Annotated in this window: 19 protein-coding genes and 1 pseudogene; 16 read left to right on the top strand and 4 right to left on the bottom strand. The window is 63.6% G+C overall.

What is annotated here, in order from left to right:
- The first annotated feature begins 214 nt into the window (after positions 1-214).
- The 3 genes from proS to KJQ96_RS16440 all read left to right on the top strand — a co-directional run bounded on the left by proS (position 215) and on the right by KJQ96_RS16440 (position 3,590).
- Positions 215-1,534 carry a proline--tRNA ligase gene (proS, locus tag KJQ96_RS16450; RefSeq protein ID WP_213287634.1) on the top strand — a complete coding sequence of 440 codons (1,320 nt, stop codon included), beginning with the start codon at positions 215-217 and terminating at the stop codon, positions 1,532-1,534.
- A gap of 69 nt (positions 1,535-1,603) precedes the next feature.
- Positions 1,604-2,884 carry a lipoprotein-releasing ABC transporter permease subunit gene (locus tag KJQ96_RS16445; protein ID WP_213287633.1) on the top strand — a complete coding sequence of 427 codons (1,281 nt, stop codon included), beginning with the start codon at positions 1,604-1,606 and terminating at the stop codon, positions 2,882-2,884.
- Between the two features lie 7 nt (positions 2,885-2,891).
- Positions 2,892-3,590, top strand: a complete 699-nt coding sequence (locus KJQ96_RS16440) for an ABC transporter ATP-binding protein (RefSeq protein WP_213287632.1) — start codon at positions 2,892-2,894, stop codon at positions 3,588-3,590.
- A gap of 6 nt (positions 3,591-3,596) precedes the next feature.
- Here KJQ96_RS16440 and KJQ96_RS16435 read toward each other — a convergent pair whose 3' ends face one another.
- From KJQ96_RS16435 to KJQ96_RS16425, 3 genes are all read right to left on the bottom strand, one after another.
- Positions 3,597-3,851 (bottom strand): DUF3551 domain-containing protein, encoded by a 255-nt coding sequence (locus KJQ96_RS16435; protein WP_213287631.1) that lies wholly within the window; start codon positions 3,849-3,851, stop codon positions 3,597-3,599.
- 106 nt (positions 3,852-3,957) lie between these two features.
- Positions 3,958-4,218, bottom strand: a complete 261-nt coding sequence (locus KJQ96_RS16430) for a DUF3551 domain-containing protein (RefSeq protein WP_213287630.1) — start codon at positions 4,216-4,218, stop codon at positions 3,958-3,960.
- 144 nt (positions 4,219-4,362) lie between these two features.
- Positions 4,363-4,656: a DUF3551 domain-containing protein gene (locus KJQ96_RS16425; protein ID WP_213287629.1), complete on the bottom strand. Its 294-nt coding sequence runs from the start codon at positions 4,654-4,656 to the stop codon at positions 4,363-4,365.
- Between the two features lie 299 nt (positions 4,657-4,955).
- Here KJQ96_RS16425 and KJQ96_RS16420 point away from each other — a divergent pair, with 299 nt between their 5' ends.
- The 4 genes and pseudogenes from KJQ96_RS16420 to KJQ96_RS16405 all read left to right on the top strand — a co-directional run bounded on the left by KJQ96_RS16420 (position 4,956) and on the right by KJQ96_RS16405 (position 10,596).
- Positions 4,956-5,699 carry an outer membrane protein gene (locus tag KJQ96_RS16420; protein ID WP_057844310.1) on the top strand — a complete coding sequence of 248 codons (744 nt, stop codon included), beginning with the start codon at positions 4,956-4,958 and terminating at the stop codon, positions 5,697-5,699.
- Between the two features lie 469 nt (positions 5,700-6,168).
- Positions 6,169-9,678 carry a DNA polymerase III subunit alpha gene (gene dnaE, locus KJQ96_RS16415; RefSeq protein WP_213287628.1) on the top strand — a complete coding sequence of 1,170 codons (3,510 nt, stop codon included), beginning with the start codon at positions 6,169-6,171 and terminating at the stop codon, positions 9,676-9,678.
- Between the two features lie 122 nt (positions 9,679-9,800).
- Positions 9,801-9,985 (top strand): annotated as a pseudogene (locus tag KJQ96_RS16410) (aldehyde dehydrogenase family protein); the annotation flags it as partial.
- A 191-nt stretch (positions 9,986-10,176) separates the two neighbouring features.
- Positions 10,177-10,596, top strand: a complete 420-nt coding sequence (locus KJQ96_RS16405) for a CBS domain-containing protein (RefSeq protein WP_213287627.1) — start codon at positions 10,177-10,179, stop codon at positions 10,594-10,596.
- Positions 10,597-10,670: 74 nt separating this feature from the next.
- Here the strand turns inward: KJQ96_RS16405 and KJQ96_RS16400 are convergent, their stop codons facing one another.
- Entirely contained in the window at positions 10,671-11,153 is a 483-nt protein-coding gene (locus tag KJQ96_RS16400) for an aminoacyl-tRNA deacylase (protein ID WP_375293173.1), read from the bottom strand.
- A gap of 251 nt (positions 11,154-11,404) precedes the next feature.
- On the opposite strand from KJQ96_RS16400, the gene KJQ96_RS16395 reads away from it, so the two are divergent.
- The 9 genes from KJQ96_RS16395 (at position 11,405) to rseP (ending at position 21,645) form a co-directional block, all read left to right on the top strand.
- Positions 11,405-13,828: a caspase domain-containing protein gene (locus KJQ96_RS16395; RefSeq protein WP_213287626.1), complete on the top strand. Its 2,424-nt coding sequence runs from the start codon at positions 11,405-11,407 to the stop codon at positions 13,826-13,828.
- Between the two features lie 223 nt (positions 13,829-14,051).
- Complete coding sequence (locus KJQ96_RS16390; protein WP_028345829.1) at positions 14,052-15,050, top strand: 30S ribosomal protein S2; 999 nt, start codon at positions 14,052-14,054, stop codon at positions 15,048-15,050.
- Between the two features lie 156 nt (positions 15,051-15,206).
- Positions 15,207-16,133: a translation elongation factor Ts gene (gene tsf, locus KJQ96_RS16385; RefSeq protein WP_213287677.1), complete on the top strand. Its 927-nt coding sequence runs from the start codon at positions 15,207-15,209 to the stop codon at positions 16,131-16,133.
- 70 nt (positions 16,134-16,203) lie between these two features.
- On the top strand, positions 16,204-16,920 hold the full coding sequence (gene pyrH, locus KJQ96_RS16380) for a UMP kinase (RefSeq protein WP_065747184.1): 717 nt from the start codon (positions 16,204-16,206) through the stop codon (positions 16,918-16,920).
- Positions 16,921-16,991: 71 nt separating this feature from the next.
- Entirely contained in the window at positions 16,992-17,555 is a 564-nt protein-coding gene (gene frr / locus KJQ96_RS16375) for a ribosome recycling factor (protein ID WP_028345832.1), read from the top strand.
- 42 nt (positions 17,556-17,597) lie between these two features.
- The gene (locus KJQ96_RS16370) at positions 17,598-18,353 is read left to right on the top strand and encodes an isoprenyl transferase (protein WP_213287625.1); all 756 of its coding nucleotides are present in this window, start codon (positions 17,598-17,600) and stop codon (positions 18,351-18,353) included.
- A gap of 56 nt (positions 18,354-18,409) precedes the next feature.
- Entirely contained in the window at positions 18,410-19,198 is a 789-nt protein-coding gene (locus tag KJQ96_RS16365) for a phosphatidate cytidylyltransferase (protein WP_213287676.1), read from the top strand.
- 4 nt (positions 19,199-19,202) lie between these two features.
- Positions 19,203-20,426: a 1-deoxy-D-xylulose-5-phosphate reductoisomerase gene (gene dxr / locus KJQ96_RS16360; RefSeq protein WP_213287624.1), complete on the top strand. Its 1,224-nt coding sequence runs from the start codon at positions 19,203-19,205 to the stop codon at positions 20,424-20,426.
- A gap of 43 nt (positions 20,427-20,469) precedes the next feature.
- Complete coding sequence (gene rseP / locus KJQ96_RS16355; protein ID WP_213287623.1) at positions 20,470-21,645, top strand: RIP metalloprotease RseP; 1,176 nt, start codon at positions 20,470-20,472, stop codon at positions 21,643-21,645.
- Positions 21,646-21,666: the final 21 nt, after the last annotated feature.

The raw sequence follows: 21,666 nt of genomic DNA, 5'->3' as shown, positions 1-21,666 counted from the left end.
TAGGATGGGTAGAGAGAAGCGATACCCATCAATGCCTGCAACGGCGAAGGCGATGGGTATCGCTTCGCTCCACCCATCCTACGAAACCCTGCCAGAACGACCCACAAATCCGCGTTTTCAGCGGCTTTTTCGCGGCTTCCGGCCTTGTGTTTTCGCAGCCGATCCGGTTTCACTGCACGTCTTCCGGTAGCCCACTGATTCCTCGAGTTGTCCCATGCGGTTGTCGCGGTTTTTTCTACCCATCCTGAAAGAGAATCCGAAAGAGGCGGAGATCGTCTCGCATCGGCTGATGCTGCGCGCGGGCATGATGCGGCAGGAGGCTGCAGGCATTTACGCTTGGCTGCCGCTGGGCTTCCGGGTGCTGAAGAAGATCGAGCAGATCGTCCGCGAGGAACAGGACCGCGCCGGCGCCCTGGAACTGTTGATGCCGACGCTGCAGCTCGCCGACCTCTGGCGCGAGAGCGGACGCTACGACGCCTACGGCCCGGAGATGCTGCGCATCAGCGACCGCCACAAGCGCGAATTGCTGTATGGGCCGACCAATGAGGAAATGATCACCGAGATCTTTCGCGCCTACGTCAAATCCTACAGAAACCTGCCGCTCAATCTCTACCACATCCAGTGGAAGTTCCGCGACGAGCAGCGCCCGCGTTTCGGCGTGATGCGCGGCCGCGAGTTCCTGATGAAGGATGCGTACTCCTTCGATATCGACGAGGCGGCAGCGCGCCGTTCCTATAACCGGATGTTCGTCGCTTACCTGCGCACCTTCGCGCGAATGGGATTGAAGGCGATCCCGATGCGCGCCGAGACCGGGCCGATCGGCGGCGATCTCAGCCATGAATTCATCGTGCTCGCGGAAACCGGTGAGTCCGGCGTGTTCTGCAACAGCGACGTGCTGAACCTGCCGATCCCGCCCGACGACGTCGATTACGACGGCGATCTCACCCCGATCATCAAGCAATGGACGTCGGTCTATGCCGCAACCGAGGACGTCCACGATGCCGTTCGTTACGAGCGCGAAGTGCCGGCCGATAAGCGCGTCAACACGCGCGGCATCGAGGTCGGTCAGATCTTCTATTTCGGCACCAAATATTCCGATGCGATGAAGGCACTGGTCGCCGGCCCTGACGGCGTCGACGTGCCGACCCATGGCGGTTCCTACGGCGTCGGGGTCTCGCGGCTGGTCGGCGCCATCATCGAGGCCTGCCACGACGATGCCGGCATCAAATGGCCGGAGGCCGTGGCACCGTTCACTGCCGTGATCTTGAACCTGAAGCAGGGGGACGCTGCCGTCGATGGCGCCTGCGAGAAGCTTTATCGCGAGCTTCAGGCCAAGGGCGTCGACGTGCTCTATGACGATACCGACCAGCGCGCCGGCGCGAAATTCGCGGCCGCCGACCTGATCGGCATCCCCTGGCAGATTCTGGTCGGGCCGAAGGGCCTCGCCGAGGGCAAGCTCGAGATCAAGCGGCGCAGCGATGGGGCGCGCGAGAATCTCAGCCCGGCGGAAGTGGTGGCGAAGATCGCGGGATAAGATATCCACCGCGGCTGATATGTTGGCCAATACGGCCACATTTGGCCCGAATCATGGGATTATCGAGTAATGGATGAGACCATGAACGAGACAGCCCGAACTCCGCCTTTTGCGCCCTTCGAATGGCTGCTGTCCGGGCGTTACCTGCGGGCGCGTCGCAAGGAAGGCTTCATTTCCGTCATCGCCGGCTTTTCGTTCCTCGGCATCATGCTTGGTGTCGCCACGCTGATCATCGTGATGGCCGTCATGAACGGATTTCGCAAGGAACTGCTGGACAAGATCCTCGGCCTCAACGGCCACCTGTTGGTGCAGCCGCTGGAATCGCCGCTGACCGACTGGAAGGACGTCGCCGAGCGCGTCAGCCTGGTCGACGGCATCCGCCTTGCCGCGCCGGTCGTGGATGGCCAGGCGCTGGCGTCCTCGGCCTTTAATGCTGCCGGTGTGCTGGTACGCGGCATGCGCTCTGCGGACCTGAACAACCTCACCTCGATCGCCAAGAACATCAGGCAAGGCACGATGGAGGGATTTGATGAGGGGCAGGGCGTCATCATCGGACGCCGGCTCGCCGATCAATTGTCGCTGCATGCCGGCGACACCATCACGCTGGTTGCGCCCAAGGGCGCGGTGACCCCGATGGGCACGACGCCGCGCATCAAGCCTTACAAGGTCGCGGCTGTGTTCGAGATTGGCATGTCGGAATATGACGCAAGCTTCGTGTTCATGCCGCTGCCGGAGTCGCAGGCCTATTTCAACCGCAAGGACGATGTCACCGCGATCGAGGTATTCACCAGCAATCCCGATCGAATCGATGCGTTCCGCAAGAGCGTGACGGAGGCTGCCGGGCGGCCGGTATTCCTGGTCGACTGGCGGCAGCGCAACTCGACCTTCTTCAACGCGCTTCAGGTCGAGCGCAACGTGATGTTTTTGATCCTGACCATGATCGTGCTGGTTGCCGCGCTCAACATCGTTTCGGGCCTGATCATGCTGGTCAAGGACAAGGGCCAGGACATCGCCATCCTGCGCACCATGGGGGCCTCGCAGGGCTCGATCATGCGGATATTCCTGATCACGGGCGCTGCGATCGGTGTGGTCGGCACGCTGACCGGATTTTTCGTCGGCATGCTGATCTGCCTGAATATCGAATCGATCCGGCAGTTCCTGTCCTGGATGACCAACACCGAATTATTCTCGCCGGAACTCTATTTCCTCTCCCGGCTGCCGGCCGAGATCGATTTCGGCGAGACCACTGCGGTGGTGATCATGGCGCTGACGCTGTCGTTCCTGGCGACACTCTATCCGTCCTGGCGCGCCGCCCGCCTCGATCCTGTCGACGCGCTCCGTTATGAGTGAGGGCGCGATGGCCGAGGAGGCGGAAGATGTACCCGTTATCTATCTCCACGAGATAAAACGCGAGTACCGACAGGGCGAGGCGACGCTGACCATCCTCAACGGCGCCAAGCTTGCGCTGTGGGCGGGACAGTCGGTGGCGCTGGTGGCGCCGTCGGGGTCGGGCAAGTCGACGCTGCTGCACATCGCGGGCCTGCTCGAAAGCCCCGACGAGGGTGAGGTCTATGTCGCGGGCACGCCGACCTCGCAACTATCAGATATCGACCGCACCCAGATCCGGCGCTCCGATATCGGCTTCGTGTATCAATCGCATCGGCTGTTGCCGGAATTCACCGCGCTCGAAAACGTCATGCTGCCGCAGATGATTCGCGGCCTCAAACGCTCCGAGACGATCAAGCGCTCGCAGGAGATCTTGGCCTATCTCGGACTCGGCGATCGCATCTCGCACCGACCGGCCGAACTGTCCGGCGGCGAGCAGCAGCGCGTCGCCATCGCGCGCGCGGTCGCCAATGCGCCCCGGGCGCTACTCGCCGACGAGCCGACCGGAAATCTCGATCCGCATACCGCCGATCACGTCTTCAAGGCGCTGATGCAACTTGTGAAGGCGACGCAGGTCGCGATGCTGATCGCCACCCACAACATGGAGTTGGCCGGCCGCATGGACCGGCGGGTGTCGCTGGTCGATGGCCGGGTCGTCGAAATGGAATAGCGGCGTTCAGTAAACGCCGCGCTTGCGCACCGGCCGATCCTGATAGGCGTTCGACGCGTAGGGATTGGGCACGCATTGTGCCGCGCGCCCCGAGGCGGACAGATTACATTGCGCCAGCGACGTGTAGCGGCACTCGTAGTAGGTGGCCGGGCCGTAGACACGCAGGCAGACCGGATAGTCGGAGCCGTAGGTCTGCGCCCGAGCCGGCGCCGAAGCGGAGATCATTGCAATCGCGAGGATCGCAAAAACGGGAATGCGCATCAGAATCTCCCTTGAGACGTGCGATCGGTCCTAATGTGCAGACGGCCAGCAGACATTCGAGACACTCCAGCGTCAAATCACGTTCGCGCGTTGCAAGGGCTAGCGTTCAGTAGCCGTTGCGGTAGCGCTTGTCGCGGCGTGCCGACGGTTCTTGAGATGCATGTGCGAAATACGGATTGATCTCGCATTGCGCCGGGCGGCCGGACGCCGACATGTTGCATTGAGGCAGGGAGGTATAGGCACATTCGTAGTAGTTGATCCCCCTGTTATAAACATGCAGGCAAACCGGATAGCGGGGATCGTAAGTCTGTGCCTGCGCCGGTGCCGCCGCTCCGACTGCCAAAATTGCCAGAGATAGAACTCGCATCAGAATCTCCTTGGGAATTGCATCGGTCCGCGTGTGCTGACGGCCAGCAGACATTCGACGCAGTCCGGCGTCAAATCACGTTCACGCGCTGTAGGTGCGGACGCCCGGAGGCTCGCGTGTCTCGGCGGCGAAAGGTGCCGCTGCTCAGTACCTGCCGTAACCGGGAGCGGGGGGCAGCGCGCGGCCGGGCAGCGGGCGATAGGCGGCGGGCGGCGGTTCGCTCTCGCCAATATAATATGGATTGGCGATGCAGGTGAGGAAGCGTCCCGATGCAGTCGCCTGGCACTGTTCGTAGCTCGTGAAGGTGCAGTAGCTCAGCGCCGGATATTCGTCTCCCTGAAGGCAGAACGGATATCGAGTGCCGACCGCTTCGGCAGGCGCAGCACCGATAGCTGCCAATCCGATCGCGGTCAGCACGGCTAGAATCGCTCTACGCATTTCGAATCTCCCTCGTGGCGCATCGGCACTTCGCGTTTCATTCTGATCGACACAAGCCGCAGCTCTGCAATCCGGTCAAGCCAATCCGCCCTGCAATACCTCCGTAAAATTAAATGTGAACTGTTTGCAGCGAGCTCCGGCGTAAAGTTTCGAAAAACGCCTGCAAGACAACATTAACTTGCGTTCACACTGAGGCCATTTGGTGTGGGCTGTTGCTGCGAGGTTACAGCAATTCGAGCCAACAATGCTATGAGCATGCCGCGGCCTTGGGGGCTGTCAAAAAGGAACGGGAATAAAGAATGAAGAAGGTTTTGCTTGTTACGGCCAGTCTGATCGCGCTCGGCGCGGCTGCGCCGGCTGTTGCTGCTGATCTCGCTGCGCGCCCTTACACCAAGGCGCCCCCGATGGTCGCTGCTGTGTATGATTGGACCGGGTTTTACATCGGTGCGAACGGCGGCTGGGGTTCGAGCCGCAACGAGTGGGATTCGGTTCCGCCTTCTGGTCTGGTCGGCCCCGAGGGCTCCCATGATGCGACTGGCGGAACGGTCGGTGGTCAGGTCGGCTATCGCTGGCAGGCTGGCACCTGGGTGTTCGGCGTTGAAGCCCAGGGCAACTGGGCCGACTTCTCGGGCAGCAACTTGAGCCAGGTGTTCGCTACTCGCAACCACACGAACGTCGATGCGTTCGGCCTGTTCACCGGTCAGGTTGGTTATGCCGTCAACAACGTCCTGCTCTACGTCAAGGGCGGTGCTGCTGTGACCTCGAATAGCTACCGCATCTCCAACCTTGCAGGCGCGACCATTGGCGTCACCGGCGACGACACCCGCTGGGGCGGCACGATCGGCGCCGGCCTCGAATACGCCTTCGCGCCGAACTGGTCGATCGGCGTCGAGTACAATCACCTGTTCATGCAGGACCGTACCTACACCTTCACCGCGCCGGGCGGCGGCTTCGTCGGCACCGACCGTATCAGTCAGGACGTTGATCTTGTCACCGCCCGCCTGAACTACAAGTTCGGCGCTCCGGGCGTCGCCAGGTACTGATCTCGCGCTCGCTGCGAAACAACGAAGCCCCGGGGCGCTGTCCCGGGGCTTTTTCGTTGTGGGCGGCTGGCCGGTTAACCAAGCCGGAATGGTCGTAAGATGCGCCATGAGACGGGTCTTGACTCCCAGAACAAAAAAGGAACAATGTTCCTCATATGTTCTTTGACCGTGGGAGTCGGATCATGTTGCGGATGTTCGTGGAAGAGGCGGCAGCACTGGCGTCGATTACGCTGTTTGTCGGGATGATCGCGGTCTGGGCGCAGGTGATTCCGCAGCTTTGAGGCGCGGCGGAGACCCGGCCCGATTCGGCTTGCGGGGTGGGCTGGGGAAAAGCCGGATGGCGGGCGCGCAAGCGGCGTTCCGCGTGGACTCCGTCCAGCCAAGGCATCACCATTGCGGCGGCGAGTCGGCGCGCACCCAGCGGCCGATGATCGCTCCTCACCATGATGCGAGAGCCTGTTAAGCGACCATGTCCAGTGCCGGATTCGTTCATCTCCACGTTCATTCGGCCTATTCGCTGCTGAAGGGCTCCATCAAGATCGCCAAGCTTGGTGAACTGGCGAAAGCCGATCGCCAGCCGGCGCTGGCGCTGACCGACACCGACAACATGTTCGGAGCGCTGGAATTCTCCGACAAGATGGCGGGCTACGGCATCCAGCCGATTGTCGGTTGCGAACTCGCCGTCGATTTCGGCGACCAGGATCCCAACGCGCGCAATTCGCTGGCCGCCACGCCGTCGCGAATCGTACTGCTGGCGGCGCGCGAGCGCGGTTACCGCAGCCTGATGCGGCTGAACTCGCGGGCGTTCCTGGAAACGCCGGTCCATCAATCCCCGCACATCAAGCTCGAATGGCTGGAGGGCGATGCCGAGGATTTGATCGCGCTGACCGGCGGTCCCGATGGCCCGATTTCGCTGGCGCTCAACGCCGATCACACGGCGCTTGCAGCCGCGCGTATCGACCGGCTGGCGGGCCTGTTCGGCGATCGCCTCTATGTCGAATTGCAGCGTCACGGCGTCGACAAGGAGCGTCGCGTCGAGGCCGGCTTGATCGATCTCGCTTACGCCAAGGGCCTGCCGCTGGTCGCGACCAACGAGCCATATTTCGCGTCGAACGACGACTATGAAGCCCATGATGCGTTGTTGTGCATCGCCGGCGGCAAGCTGATCGCCGAGACCGACCGCGAGCAGCTCACCCCCGATCACCGCTTCAAGACCCGCGCCGAAATGGCGGTGCTGTTTGCCGACATTCCGGAAGCGCTGGCCTCCACGATCGAGATCGCCGAGCGTTGCTCGTTCCGGCCAAAGACGAGAAAACCGATCCTGCCGCGTTTCACCGTCGGTGCCGATTCGGGCTCCGACGCGGCAACCGAAGAAGCCGCGGAGCTGAAGCGTCAGGCCGAGGCGGGGCTCGCACGGCGTCTCCAGGTTCATGGCCTGTCGCCCGGCGCGACGGAAGAGGAATACCAGAAGCGTCTCGCCTTCGAGATCGACGTCATCAACCGCATGAACTATGCGGGCTACTTTCTGATCGTCTCGGACTTCATCAAATGGGCCAAGGCCCACGACATTCCGGTCGGTCCGGGCCGCGGCTCCGGCGCCGGCTCGCTGGTCGCGTACGCGCTCACCATCACCGACCTCGATCCCATTCGCTTTGGGCTGCTGTTCGAGCGCTTCCTCAACCCCGAACGCGTCTCGATGCCGGACTTCGACATCGACTTCTGCCAGGACCGCCGCGGCGAGGTGATCGATTACGTGCAGCAGCGCTACGGCCGCGATCAGGTGGCGCAGATCATCACCTTCGGAACGCTGCAGGCGCGCGGAGTGCTGCGCGACGTCGGCCGCGTGCTGCAGATGCCCTACGGCCAGGTCGACAAACTGACAAAACTGGTGCCGCAAAATCCTGCCGCGCCGGTGACGCTGGCGCAGGCGATCGAGGGTGAACCCAAGCTGCAGGCGTTCCGCGACGAGGACCCGGTGGTCGCGCGCGCCTTTGATATCGCCCAGCGCCTCGAAGGATTGACACGCCACGCCTCGACCCACGCTGCCGGCATCGTGATCGGCGACCGACCATTAAGCGAACTGGTGCCGCTCTATCGCGATCCCAAATCCGACATGCCGGTGACCCAGTTTAACATGAAATGGGTCGAGCCGGCCGGGCTCGTGAAGTTCGACTTCCTCGGCCTGAAGACGCTGACTGTGCTCGACGTCGCGGTGAAACTGCTCAAACAGCGCAACATCCATGTCGATCTGGCGACGCTGCCGATCGACGATGCGCCGAGTTACCAGATGCTGGCGCGCGGCGATGTGGTCGGCGTGTTCCAGGTGGAAAGCCAGGGCATGCGGCGCGCGCTGATCGACATGCGCCCCGACCGTTTCGAGGACATCATCGCGCTGGTGGCGCTCTATCGCCCGGGTCCGATGGCAAACATCCCGACCTATTGCGCGCGCAAGCACGGCGACGAGGAGCCGGAATATCTGCATCCGATCCTGGAGCCGATCCTGAAAGAGACGTTCGGCGTCATCATCTACCAGGAACAGGTGATGCAGATCGCGCAGGTGATGGCCGGCTATTCGCTCGGCGACGCCGACCTCTTGCGCCGCGCGATGGGCAAGAAGATCCGTGCCGAGATGGAGAAGCAGCGCGCGATCTTCGTTGCCGGCGCGGTCAAGAACGGCGTGCCGAAAGGGCAGGCGGACACGATTTTCGAACTGCTCGCCAAGTTCGCCGACTACGGCTTCAACAAGAGCCACGCCGCGGCTTACGCGCTGGTGTCCTACCACACCGCCTACATGAAGGCGCATTACCCGGTGGAGTTCTTGGCGGCGTCGATGACGCTCGAATTCAACAACACCGACAAGCTCTCGGAATTTCGCTCCGAGGCGCAGCGGCTCGGCATCAAGGTCGAGGCACCGAACATCAACCGCTCGGGCGCCACCTTCGAGGTCGGCGAGAAAACCATCTATTATGCGCTGGCGGCGCTGAAGGGCGTAGGTCTGCAGGCGGTTGAGCAGATCGTGGAGGAGCGCAAGAAGGGCGCCTTCACCTCGCTTGCGGACTTCGCCGCCCGCGTCAATCCGCGCGCGATCAACAAGCGCATCATCGAAAGCCTCGCCGCGGCCGGCGCATTCGATACGCTCGAGTCGAACCGGGCCCGTGTCTTTGCCGGGGCGGACGCAATTCTCGCCGCCTGTCAGCGCAGCCATGAAGCGGCGACGATCGGCCAGAACGACATGTTCGGCAATGCTGCCGACGCACCGACCATCATGCTGCCGCAGATCGAGCCCTGGTTGCCGGCCGAAAAACTCCGCCGCGAATACGATGCCGTCGGCTTCTTCCTGTCCGGCCATCCGCTGGACGACTACGCCACCGTGTTGAAGCGGCTGCGGGTGCAGTCCTGGGCGGAATTCTCGCGTGCCGTGAAGACCGGTGCGACGGCGGGCAGAGTTGCAGCCACCGTGGTGTCGCGCATGGAGCGCCGCACCAAGACCGGCAACAAGATGGGCATCATGGGACTGTCGGACCCGACCGGACATTTCGAGGCCGTACTGTTTTCCGAAGGCCTGGCGCAATACCGCGACGTGCTGGAGCCGGGAGCGGCCGTATTGCTGCAGCTCGGCGCCGAGTTGCAGGGCGAAGACGTGCGCGCGCGGGTGCTGCATGCCGAGCCGCTGGATGACGCCGCGGCCAAAACCCAAAAGGGCCTGCGGATTTTCGTTCGCGACACCAAGCCGCTGGATTCCATTGCGCGACGGCTCAACATGCCGGAAGCATCCGCGCTAAACGGTTCAGCCAAGGGCCTGCCGGCGAAGCCTGCGCCCGCGCCATCGGGCGGCGCCGATGGCGACGTCTCGCTCGTCATCATGCTCGATCTGCAGACCGAGGTGGAGATGAAGCTGCCGGGCCGCTTCAAGGTCTCGCCGCAGATCGCCGGTGCGATCAAGGCGGTTGCCGGTGTGGTGGACGTGCAGACGCTGTAGGCGGGCCGGAGCGGCGCGGATAGCGCTTGGCAGAGACGATATACTGCCAATTTGTGTCAGCATCATCGCCGTGATGGCCACGGCCCACGGCAGCTTGATGCCAGATAGATCAAGGTCGCCCTCGTTGGATCCAGATCAATCGCTATGTCCGGACCAATTGCTATCACGCCTATCCGGCGCATGCCGCGTTCGGCGGTTACAAGCAATCGGGTGTTGGCCGCGAGACCCACAAGATGATGCTGGACCACTACCAGCAGACCAGAACCTTTTGGTCAGCTACAGCCCGAAGAAGCTCGGCTTCTTCTGACATGCTTCTGAGTTGGGCGACGGCGTTGCGCGGGGTACTTCAACCCGCGCAACGATGCGTTTCGCGAATTCAAGAAGTTGTCATTGCCTTTTTCGATGCCGATCTACCCGAACCGTCATATAATCGAATCGAGGGGGAACTGTGCTGCATCACGGGAGTACTACCTGAAATCGCAGTTACGGAGGTCCGCCATGAAAGTCAAAGACGCGATGCACAAGGGCGTCGATTGGGTCAACCCCGATACGCCTATCACCGAAATCGCGAAGCTGATGCGAGAACATGACATCGGCTGCATTCCGATCGGAGAGGACGACCACTTGGTCGGGATGGTCACCGATCGCGACATCGTCTGCAAAGGGCTTGCGGACGGCAAGTTCGACCCCAGCCGTGCGCAGGCGCGCGACGTGATGACCGAAGGCATCCATTGCTGCCGGGAGGACGATGACCTTGCCAAGGCCGTCCATCACATGGAGACGCTGCAGGTCCGCAGGTTGCCGGTGATCAATAAGAGCAAGCGAATGGTCGGCATGATCAGCCTCGGCGACGTCAGCCGTTCGGCGCCCAATGATTTGCTGGCCGGATGCGTGAAGAGCGTTTCCGCCCATCACTGACGCGCGGCAGCCCTCGCGCTAACGAGTACAGCCCGCGTCGAAATCGACGCGGGCGCCGGCATGATCGAGCGGCCTCAATCGTGCGTGCTGAAGTGGCCGCGCCAGGCCTTGGCGTTAAGTCGCGCGAATTGCTCGCCGTCCATGCGGATCAGCGTCTCGTGATCGCCGGCCTCCATGTAGATATCCCGTCGCGCGTCGATGCTGTCGTCGACGATGACGTCGAGCCCATAGCACTCGCCAACCGGCGGGATCGCTCCAATGTCGCAGTCGACAAACAGCTCGGCGATCTCTTTTTCGCTCGCCAGGTCGACCTTGTGGCCGAGCTGACTTTTCAGGGTCGACAGATGCAGGTGATGGGAGGCCGGAAGAACGGCCATCATGTATCCGCCGTCACGGCGCAGCACGACGGCCTTGGCCAGCGCATCGCCCGGCACGTGGCAGGCTTCTGCTGTGCGCGTCGATGACTTCGTGGGGGCATGAGGGATCACGTCGTAGGTGACGCTTTGATCCAGGAATTTCTGCAGGGTTGGGGCGACGGTCATGACGATTTCCTCCATTGCATGGGCATTCCGCACACCGGGAGGAACTCGCGCAGTCGCCTCACGATGCGGGCGAACACGATTAGGGTGAAAGGATACGCCCGCCGGGCGGCCGCGACAATGCGAATCTCCGTGCCGGAACCGGGCGGCGCAGGAGTCCAGGGCTCGATTTGACTTGCAGCATGCCTTGCTGAGAGCGCATTTGTTCAAGAAAGGTTCAGCTTAAGGCGCGTCACATATACGGCGGGGCGGAGACAGGGTGGGATCCCATGCGGGTAGCAAGAAGTTTGTCGATCCTCTCGGTGTGTCTCGTCGCGATGTCCGGACTGGCCGGTCATTTGAGCTCCGCTGTTGCGCAACAGCAGGAAAAGCGCATCGCGCTGGTGGTCGGCAATGCCGCCTATGCGAAATCGCCGCTGGCAACCGCGGCCAACGATGCCGGCCTGATCGCCCAGACCTTGCAGGCAGCGGGATTCGACGTGATCGGCGCCCGCGACCTCGAGGGCGACACGCTGCGTAAGAGTTTCCGCGACTTCATTCAGAAGGCCGAAAGCTCGGGGCCGGACACGGTCGCGATGGTCTATCTGGCCGGTTATGGGCTGCAATTGGCCGGCGAGAACTATTTCGTGCCGGTCGATTCCGCGATCAACCGGGATACCGATGTTCCGACCGAGGCGTTGCGGACCGGCGACTACATCCGCCAACTCGCTTCGCTCCAGTTGAAGGCCGCAATCGTCGTGCTGGACGCGGCGCGGCAGCAGCCGTTCGTCGAGGGACAGATCGCAAGCGGTCTCGCTCTGGTCGAGGCTGATCCGCATATGCTGATCGCGTTCAACGCGGCGCCCGGGACGGTAGCGCCTGCCGAGCAGGGACCGTACGGCATCTACGCCCAATCGCTGGCCGAGATGATCCGGACCGGTGGATTGCCGCTGCCGGAGGTCTTCAATCGCCTACGGCTTCGCGTCAACGACGTCAGCAAGGGCGCGCAAGTGCCCTGGGACAGCCAGAAGGTCGACGCGGCCTTTACGTTCTTCGAGCGCGCACCGGATGCGCCCGCCCCGGCGCCGCCGGATCAGGTCGCCGCCATCCGCAGCAAACCGATCCGTGATCTCGGCGCGCAGGACGCTTACGCCGCGGCGCTGGAGCGCGACACGCTGCCGGCCTATGAGGATTTCCTCGCTGCCTATCCCGACGATCCCATGGCAAAGCGGGTGAGGGCGATCGTGGCGGCGCGGCGCGAAGCGATCACCTGGCGCCGCACCTACCGCGCGGATACCCCGAATGCCTATTGGTCGTATCTGCAACGCTACCCGCGCGGACCTCATGCTGCCGATGCGCGCCGCCGTCTTGCCATTCTCACCGCGCCGCTCGAGCCGCCGCCGACATTTGACGTTATCGACTACGACGTGCCGCCGCCGCCGCCGGAAGAGTTCATCTATGTCGATCGTCCGGTGCTGGCCTTCAGCGATCCCGAGTTCGACTTCGTGCCCCCGCCACCGGCGCCGGTCTACTACCTGCCGCCGCCGCCGGACGATTTCGTGGTGCTGGAGCCGCCACCGCCGCCGATCGGGCTGTTCATCCTGCCGCAGCCGATCTTTGTGCCGATACCGGTCTATGTGAGGCCGCCGCGCTATGTCGCGCCGCCGCCGAACAACATCATATTTGCCAACATCCACAACCGGTCCGTGATCAACAACGTCATCAACAGGCCGCCGCAGCCCGCTTTGCCCGCGGCGGGAATTGGCGACAGGGGACGTCCCGGCTCCGCGGCGGCGAGGGTTGCGCCGGCCCAGGTCGGTGGCGCCACACCGACGCTGCCGCCTGCCGTGGCGCAGCGGGCCACCCTGATCCAGCAGGGCAGAGCGCCGGTGCCGCCAAGCGCCGCGATCAATCCTGCCGTGAGGACCGGTTTGCCCGGCGCTCCGGCCGGGCAGACCGGACGGCCGGGCGCGGTGCAGCCGGCGAACGCACCAGCCGCGCTGCCGCCGACACAGCCCGTGCCGAGGACCAACGCCCTGCCGGCTCCGGGCGCCAGGGGCGCGCCAGCCGCGCCCCCAAGTGCCGCCGTCAATCCGAACGCAAGGCCAGCGCCGGGTGCGTTGCGCCCGGGAACAGCGGCGCCCACTGCACCCGGCGCTGTCGGTGCGCGGCCGGCCATCGGCGCGACGGCTCCCTCGGCTCCGGCAGGCCGGCAGCCCGCGGTAGCGCCGCCACCCAGTGCCGCCGCGCCATCAAGGCCGGCTGCGGCGGTTGCGCCAAAACCTCAATTGCAACCTGAGCTGCGGCGCGGCCCGCCACCGTCTGCGGCGAATGTGGCAAGGCCCCCACCACCGCCGGCAGCGCGAGTAGCTCCGGCATCGCCCCCGCCCAGAATGGCCGCGCCGCCTCCACCGGCGAGGATGGCCGCACCGTCGCCTCCACCCAGGATGGCTGCGCCGCCGGCCCCGCCGCCGCGGATGGCCGCGCCGCCATCGCCGCCGCCGCGGATGGCCGCGCCGCCATCGCCGCCGCCACGGATGGCCGCGCCGCCGGCCCCACCGCCGCGGATGGCCGCGCCGCCGCCGCCTCCACCAAGGATGGCCGCGCCACCCCCGCCACCCGCGCGTATGGCCGCACCGCCGCCGATGGCTGCACCGCGTGCGGCGCCGGCTCCGGCGGCCGCGGCCAGGGGGTGCCTGCCGGGGCGATGCTGATTGTTAGCCGGCCAGATCCCCCGGGTCTGGCCGGAGCGGCCCTAAAACGCTGATCTGGAAGACCGAAAAACCGGCCGTATTTCCTTGCTTCCGGCTGGAATCCGGCTATATAGCGCGCCATCTCACACGGAAACATGGCTCTCAAGGCCGTCCGGTGGCAACCGGGCCAGTCAGGCTCGTTTGCTCACACGTTTCCGGAGGAACCAACCGGAGAACTATTACTATGGCGCTACCCGATTTCTCTATGCGTCAGCTCCTCGAAGCTGGCGTCCACTTTGGTCACCAATCGCACCGCTGGAATCCGAAGATGGCGGATTACATTTTCGGTGCCCGCAACAACATCCACATCATCGATCTCGCCCAGACCGTGCCGATGCTGCATCGCGCGCTGCAGGCGGTTTCCGACACGGTTGCCAAGGGCGGCCGCATCCTGTTCGTCGGCACCAAGCGCCAGGCGCAGGACGGCGTTGCCGAGGCGGCCAAGCGCTCGGCGCAGTATTTCGTCAATTCGCGCTGGCTCGGCGGCACGCTGACCAACTGGAAGACGATTTCGGGCTCGATCAAGCGCCTGCGTCACCTCGATGAGGTGCTGTCGTCCGGCGAGGCCAACTCCTACACCAAGAAGGAGCGGCTGACGCTGCAGCGCGAGCGCGACAAGCTCGACCGCTCGCTCGGCGGTATCAAGGACATGGGCGGTCTTCCCGACATGATCTTCGTGATCGACACCAACAAGGAAGACATCGCGATCCAGGAAGCGCAGCGGCTCAACATTCCCGTTGCAGCGATCGTCGACACCAACTCCGACCCGAAGGGCATCACCTATGTGGTGCCGGGCAATGACGACGCCGGCCGCGCCATTTCGCTGTATTGCGACCTGATGGCGCGCGCCGCCATCGACGGCATTTCGCGAGCGCAGGGCGACTCCGGCATCGACATCGGCGCCGCCGTTCAGCCGGTCCGCGAGGAAGTTCCGGTAGTGCCCCAGCCGACCGGCTTCCAGGGACTGGCCGGTCCGCGCGGCACTGCCGACAACCTCAAGAAGCTCACCGGCGTGTCGGGTACGATCGAGAAGAAGCTCAACGACCTCGGCATCTTCCATTACTGGCAGCTTGCCGAACTCGACCACGACACTGCGCACAAGATCGGTGAAGAAGTTGGTCTTCCGAGCCGGGCCGATGCCTGGGTCGCCCAGGCCAAGACGCTGACCGCGGAAGCGGAATAATTGGTTCGCCGCGTGGCCGGGTCTTCCGGCCACCGGTCCTGCTCCCCAGATACGGCATTCCCTGTAGCTGACGACGGCACGGTGCAAGCGCGCGCCGCGCCCGCAGCTCACAGGCAAGAAGGATATTCGACGATGGCAGACACAAAGGCGGCACAGGTGGCGGCAATCACTGCGGCGATGGTCAAGGAACTGCGCGAGTCGACCGGCGCAGGCATGATGGACTGCAAGGCAGCGCTCACCGAAACCAACGGCGACATGCAGGCGGCCCAGGACTGGCTGCGCAAGAAGGGCCTCTCGAAGGCCGCCAAGAAGGCCGGCCGCGTCGCGGCCGAAGGCCTGATCGGCGCGGTCACCTCGGGCGCCAAGGGCGTCGTGGTCGAAGTCAATTCCGAGACGGATTTCGTCGCCCGCAATGAGCAGTTCCAGGGCCTCGTCAAGATGATCGCGCAGGTCGCGCTCGACGTCGGCGCCGACGTCGAGAAGATCAAGGCGGCGAAGGTCGGCAGCGTCACCGTCGAAACCGCGATTTCGGACGCGATCGCCACCATCGGCGAGAACATGACGCTGCGCCGTGCTGCTTCGCTCGAGGTCGGCAAGGGCGTGGTGTCGAGCTACATCCATGGCGCCGTGATCGATGGCGCCGGCAAGATGGGCGTGCTGGTCGCGCTTGAATCCACCGGCAAGACCGATGAACTCGCGCATCTCGGACGTCAGCTTGCGATGCATGTGGCTGCGACCAATCCGCAGGCGCTGGATCCGTCCGGCCTCGACCCCGAGATCGTGAAGCGCGAAAAGGACGTGCTGGCCGACAAGTATCGTCAGCAGGGCAAGCCGGAAAACGTGATCGAGAAGATCGTCGAGTCGGGCCTGAAGACCTATTACAAGGAAGTCTGCCTGTTGGAGCAGGCGTTCATCCACGACGAAAAGGGCAAGTCCGTCGCGCAAGCCCTGAAGGAAGCCGAAGGCAAGATCGGCGCGCCTGTGAAGATTGCTGGCTTTGTGCGATATATGCTCGGCGAGGGAGTCGAGAAGCAGGAATCCGATTTCGCAGCCGAAGTCGCGGCGGCCAGCGGCAAGAAGTAACCGCTGCGGTCACAGTCTTCCGGCGCAAATGCGCCGGAAGTCGCCTGCGCGGGAGAGGGAAGCGTAAGCAATGGCTGAGCCGGTCTATCGTCGCGTCGTGATCAAGCTCTCAGGCGAGTATCTCGCAGGTAGCCATTTCTTCGGCATCGACCAGCCAACCGTTGACCGCATCGCCGACGACCTGATCGCGGCCCACAAGCTCGGCGTCGAGGTGGCCGTCGTGATCGGCGGCGGCAACATCGTTCGCGGTGTGGAAGTGTCCTCGCGCGGCGTTTCGCGCCCGACCGGCGACACCATGGGCATGCTCGCCACTATGATGAACTGCCTGGCGCTGGAAGCCGCCATCGAGCGCAAGGGGGCGCCGGCGCGGACCCTGTCGGCTTTTGTGATGCCCGAGATTTCCGAACTGTTCACCCGCAGTGCAGCGCACAAATATCTCGCGGATGGACGAATCGTCCTGCTTGGCGGCGGAACCGGCAATCCATTCTTCACCACCGATACCACGGCGGTGTTGCGAGCGGCCGAGATCGGGGCGCAGGCGGTGCTCAAAGCCACCAATGTCGACGGCGTTTACAGCGCCGACCCCAAAAAGGACCCGTCCGCCAAGCGTTTTGATCGGCTGACGCATTCGCAGGCGATCGCCGGCGACTACAAGGTGATGGACGCGACTGCTTTCGCGCTTGCCCGCGAGACGTCACTGCCTATCATCGTATTCTCGATCGCCGAGCCGGGTTCGATCGGCGCGATCCTGCGCGGGACCGGCCACGGCACGGTGGTTGCCGGCTAAATATGCCGGTTGCAGTTTCGAACCGCGGCTTCAAGACGCCAGCGGCTGGTTTCCAAGGAGGGGAGAGCGTTATGCCCACGCCCGGTTTTGACATCAACGAATTGAAGCGCCGCATGCAAGGCGCCACCCATGCGCTCAAGCACGAGCTCGGTGGCCTGCGAACCGGCCGCGCGGCAGCGTCCATGCTGGAGCCGGTGCAGGTCGAGGCCTACGGCTCGCACATGCCGCTCAACCAGCTCGCCACCGTCAGCGTGCCCGAGCCGCGGCTGCTTTCCGTCCAGGTGTGGGACAAGTCGATGGTGAAAGCCGTGGAGAAGGCGATCGTCGATTCCAATCTCGGCCTCTCACCCGCGACCGAAGGGCAGGTGCTACGCCTGCGGATTCCCGAGCTTAACGAGGAACGGCGCAAGGAACTGGTGAAGGTCGCGCATAAATACGCCGAAGCCGCCAAGGTTGCTGTTCGCCACGTCCGTCGCGACGGCCTGGATATCGTCAAGAAGCTCGAGAAGAATCACGAGATCTCCGAAGACGATCAGGAGCGCTTGGCCCATGACGTGCAGAAGGCGACCGATAGTACGATTGCGGAAATCGATCAGTTGCTGGCGGCGAAGGAAAAGGAAATCCTCACCGTTTGATGACAAGGTTCACGAGTTGAGACTGGCCCTGGAATTCAGATAATGCCGAACGCCGCCGCCCCCGCCACGGAAGGACCGGATCGCTCCGTCCCGTTGCATGTGGCGATCATCATGGACGGAAATGGGCGCTGGGCGGCAGCGCGCGGCTTGCCGCGCGCCGAAGGCCACCGCCGCGGCGTCGATGCGCTGCGCCGCGTCGTTCGCGCCGCCCATGAACTCGGCGTGCTCTATCTGACGATCTTTTCGTTCAGCTCCGAAAACTGGTCGCGGCCGGCGACCGAAATCGGCGATCTCTTCGGCTTGCTCCGCCGCTTCATCCGCAACGATTTGGCGACGCTGCACGGCGACGGCGTGCGCGTGCGCGTGATCGGCGAACGAGAGGGGCTGGAGCCCGATATCTGCACGCTCTTGAACGAGGCCGAGGAACTGACGAGAGGCAACACGAAGCTCAATCTCGTAGTCGCGTTCAATTACGGATCGCGCCAGGAAATTGCCGGCGCTGCCCAACGGCTGGCGCGTGAAGTCGCGGAGGGCAAGCGCGATCCCGCCTCGATCGATGCCGATACGCTCGGCCGCTATCTCGATGCACCTGACATTCCCGATCCCGACCTGATCATCCGCACCAGCGGCGAACAGCGGCTATCGAACTTCTTGATGTGGCAGGCGGCCTATAGCGAACTTGTGTTCGTGCCGATCCATTGGCCGGATTTCGACAAGGCCGCGCTCGAAAGCGCCATTGCCGAATATGCCAGACGGGAACGCCGCTTCGGCGGTCTGGTTGCGAAAACCGGATCGTGACCGACTCCGAGCCCTCGCCGGCGGCAGCAAGCGCGCCCGATTCACGCAATCTCGTGATGCGTATCGCCGCCGCCGCGGTGCTGATCCCGCTTGCGGTCGCCATCGCCTATGCGGGCGGCTGGCTGTGGGCCGCGCTGGTGACGCTGGCGGCCATCGGCCTTTTCGCCGAATGGCTCGCGATCGTGGGCCTCGCCGGGGCAACGCGTGTGATCGTCCCGGGCGTGGCCGCGCTTGCGCTCGGCGGGGTTTGCTTTGCGATCGGCCGGCTCGATGCCGCCCTGATCGTGCTCGGCATCGGCTTTGTCGCGGTGGTTGCGATCGCGCCGGAGCGGCGAAACTGGGCGGCGGCCGGATTTCTGTACGCGGCGGCGGCCGAGATTGCTTCGGTGCTGGTGCGTCTGGATTCTGTAAAGGGCTTTGCCGCCCTGATGTTCGTGCTGCTGATTGTGTGGGTGACCGATAGTGGCGGCTATTTCGCGGGCCGCGGTATTGGCGGGCCGAAACTGTGGCCGCGCGTCAGCCCGAAGAAGACCTGGGCCGGCGCCGTCGGCGGTTTTGCCGCCAGTCTGGCCGTGGCAGGCGGGTTTGCCGCCTTCGGTCTTGGTAAGATGGGACCGTTATTGTTGCTTTCGGCGGCCCTCTCGGTGGTTTCGCAGCTCGGCGACCTCTTCGAATCCGCCGTGAAGCGCCGTTTTGGCGTAAAGGACTCAAGTCACATCATTCCCGGCCATGGCGGACTAATGGACCGCCTGGACGGGTTTGTCGCAGCCGTTGTCGTGGCGGCACTTTTCGGCTTTCTGCGGGGCGGCGCTGATGGCGTCGGTCGCGGTCTTATGGTTTGGTGAAACGATGAGCGCAGTTCCATTGCGTAATAACAAGGCCGCTTTGGCGGATGCGCGCACCGTCACGGTGCTGGGCGCCACCGGCTCCATCGGCGACAGCACCATGGATCTGCTGCGCGGTGCGCGCGACCGCTATCAGGTCGAGGCGCTGACCGCGAATTCCAATGTCGAAGCGCTGGCCAGGCTAGCGAAGGAATTCGGCGTACGATTCGCTGCGATCGCCGACCCCGCGCGCCTTGGCGAACTGAAGGATGCGTTGGCAGGCACGAACATCGAATGCGGCGCCGGCGAAAGCGCGATCATCGAGGCAGCCGCGCGTCCCGCCGACTGGGTGATGGCGGCGGTGAGCGGCGCGGCCGGGCTGAAGCCGGCGCTCGCTGCGGTCGACCGCGGCGCCGCCGTCGCATTGGCGAACAAGGAATGCCTGGTGTGTGCCGGCGATTTCTTCATGCAGCGCGCGGCGAAGGCCGGCGCCTGCATCCTCCCGGCGGATTCCGAACACAACGCGCTGTTTCAGGCGCTCTCTTCCGGCAACCGCGAGGAATTGGTCCGCGTGATCATCACCGCATCCGGTGGCCCGTTTCGCACCTGGACGCCGGCCGACATCGAGCAGGCGACGCTTGAACAGGCCTTGAAGCATCCGAACTGGAGCATGGGCCAGAAGATCACCATTGATTCGGCCTCGATGATGAACAAGGGTCTCGAAGTCATCGAAGCCTCCTATCTGTTCGCGCTTTCGGCTGACGAGATCGACGTCCTCGTGCATCCGCAGTCGATCATCCACGGCATGGTCGAATTCTCCGATCGCTCTGTGGTTGCGCAGCTCGGTGCGCCCGACATGCGCATCCCGATCGCGCACTGCCTTGGATGGCCCGATCGAATCGTTGGCCCGTCGGCCAGGCTGGACCTCGCAAAAATCGGCCAGCTCACGTTCGAGGCGCCGGACTTCGAGCGGTTCCCGGGCTTGCGGCTGGCCTACGAAGCGTTACGTACGGGACGTGGCGCGACCACGGTATTTAACGCCGCCAATGAGGTGGCGGTGGCGGCGTTCATCGCCGGAAAGATCAAATTCGGGTCGATCGCGCGCCTCGTCGAAGCTACTATCAACGATTGGATTCGTGCCGGGAACCTTGCGCCTTTGAGCTCGGCGGACGACGCGATCTCCGTTGACCATAACGCGCGAAATCGAGCCGCCTCCCTATTGCCTCAAATTGCCTTAAAGGCATCCTAGAGGGTTGGGGACGGAGCCATCGGCTCTTGTCGAGGGGAACCTGATGTCAGAGTTTTTTCTAAGCAGTTTCAGTACGTTGGGCCACGGGCTCATCGGCTACATCATTCCCTTTTTGTTCGTTCTGACCATCGTCGTGTTCTTCCATGAACTCGGCCACTTCCTGGTCGCCCGCTGGGCGGGCGTGAAGGTGTTGACGTTCTCGCTCGGGTTCGGGCCGGAGCTTGCCGGCTTCAACGACCGTCACGGCACGCGCTGGAAGATCTCCGCGATCCCGCTCGGCGGTTATGTGAAGTTCTTCGGCGACGAATCGGAAGCCTCGACGCCCGCATCGGCCGAATCGCTTGCCCGCATGAGCGAGGAAGAGCGCGCCGGCAGTTTCCATCACAAGAAAGTCGGCGCGCGCGCAGCCATCGTGGCCGCCGGTCCGATCGCGAATTTCATTCTGGCGATCGTCATTTTCACCTGTCTCTTCACTTTCTTCGGCAAGCCGAGCACGACGGCACGCGTCGACAAGATCGAAGCCAGCAGCGCCGCCGAGCGGGCGGGCTTTCAGGTCGGCGATGTCGTCACCGCCATCGACGGCAAGAAGATCGGCAGTTTCTCGGACATGCAACGCTTTGTGAGCGTTCGCGCCGGCGAGACCATGACCTTCACCGTCAAGCGGGGTGATTCCACGCTTGAATTGAAGGGCACGCCGGAACTGCGCGAGGTGAAGGATCCGTTCGGAAATACCCAGCGGCTCGGAATTCTCGGCATTACCCGTGCGACCTCGCCGGGCGAGGTCACCACCGAGAAGGTCGATCCGGCGACTGCATTCTGGCTCGGAATCAAGGAAACCTGGTTCGTCATCGAGCAGACGCTCGCCTATATCGGCAACATTTTTACCGGCCGGGCGAGCGCGGACCAGATCGGCGGGCCGATTCGGATCGCGCAGATTTCGGGGCAGGTGGCTACCTTGGGAATCATTCCGCTGCTGCATCTGGCGGCGGTGCTGTCCATTTCGATCGGGCTATTGAATTTGTTCCCGGTGCCCTTGCTCGATGGCGGTCACCTTATGTTCTACACGGCCGAGGTGCTCCGCGGGCGTCCATTGTCGGAAAAATCCCAGGAATACGGGTTCCGAGTCGGGCTGGTTTTGGTCCTGATGTTGATGGTCTTCGCCTTCTATAACGACTTCCATCAGGTGCCCTGGCTGAAGGGGCTGTTCGGGAGGTCGTAGAAGCGGCTTTTTTATGACGTT

The sequence above is a fragment of the Bradyrhizobium sp. sGM-13 genome, from assembly GCF_018398875.1.
In the GTDB taxonomy this organism is placed as follows: domain Bacteria; phylum Pseudomonadota; class Alphaproteobacteria; order Rhizobiales; family Xanthobacteraceae; genus Bradyrhizobium.
The sequence above is the reverse complement of the archived record's forward strand: the minus strand, read 5'-3'. Positions and strand labels throughout refer to the sequence as shown.

Coding starts and splice junctions, on each gene's coding strand:
- proS (WP_213287634.1), top strand. CDS start 215: ATGCGGTTGTCGCGGTTTTTTCTACCCATCCTGAAAGAGAATCCGAAA.
- KJQ96_RS16445 (WP_213287633.1), top strand. CDS start 1,604: ATGGATGAGACCATGAACGAGACAGCCCGAACTCCGCCTTTTGCGCCC.
- KJQ96_RS16440 (WP_213287632.1), top strand. CDS start 2,892: ATGGCCGAGGAGGCGGAAGATGTACCCGTTATCTATCTCCACGAGATA.
- KJQ96_RS16435 (WP_213287631.1), bottom strand. CDS start 3,851: ATGCGCATTCCCGTTTTTGCGATCCTCGCGATTGCAATGATCTCCGCT.
- KJQ96_RS16430 (WP_213287630.1), bottom strand. CDS start 4,218: ATGCGAGTTCTATCTCTGGCAATTTTGGCAGTCGGAGCGGCGGCACCG.
- KJQ96_RS16425 (WP_213287629.1), bottom strand. CDS start 4,656: ATGCGTAGAGCGATTCTAGCCGTGCTGACCGCGATCGGATTGGCAGCT.
- KJQ96_RS16420 (WP_057844310.1), top strand. CDS start 4,956: ATGAAGAAGGTTTTGCTTGTTACGGCCAGTCTGATCGCGCTCGGCGCG.
- dnaE (WP_213287628.1), top strand. CDS start 6,169: ATGTCCAGTGCCGGATTCGTTCATCTCCACGTTCATTCGGCCTATTCG.
- KJQ96_RS16405 (WP_213287627.1), top strand. CDS start 10,177: ATGAAAGTCAAAGACGCGATGCACAAGGGCGTCGATTGGGTCAACCCC.
- KJQ96_RS16400 (WP_375293173.1), bottom strand. CDS start 11,153: ATGGAGGAAATCGTCATGACCGTCGCCCCAACCCTGCAGAAATTCCTG.
- KJQ96_RS16395 (WP_213287626.1), top strand. CDS start 11,405: ATGCGGGTAGCAAGAAGTTTGTCGATCCTCTCGGTGTGTCTCGTCGCG.
- KJQ96_RS16390 (WP_028345829.1), top strand. CDS start 14,052: ATGGCGCTACCCGATTTCTCTATGCGTCAGCTCCTCGAAGCTGGCGTC.
- pyrH (WP_065747184.1), top strand. CDS start 16,204: ATGGCTGAGCCGGTCTATCGTCGCGTCGTGATCAAGCTCTCAGGCGAG.
- frr (WP_028345832.1), top strand. CDS start 16,992: ATGCCCACGCCCGGTTTTGACATCAACGAATTGAAGCGCCGCATGCAA.
- KJQ96_RS16370 (WP_213287625.1), top strand. CDS start 17,598: ATGCCGAACGCCGCCGCCCCCGCCACGGAAGGACCGGATCGCTCCGTC.
- KJQ96_RS16365 (WP_213287676.1), top strand. CDS start 18,410: ATGCGTATCGCCGCCGCCGCGGTGCTGATCCCGCTTGCGGTCGCCATC.
- dxr (WP_213287624.1), top strand. CDS start 19,203: ATGAGCGCAGTTCCATTGCGTAATAACAAGGCCGCTTTGGCGGATGCG.
- rseP (WP_213287623.1), top strand. CDS start 20,470: ATGTCAGAGTTTTTTCTAAGCAGTTTCAGTACGTTGGGCCACGGGCTC.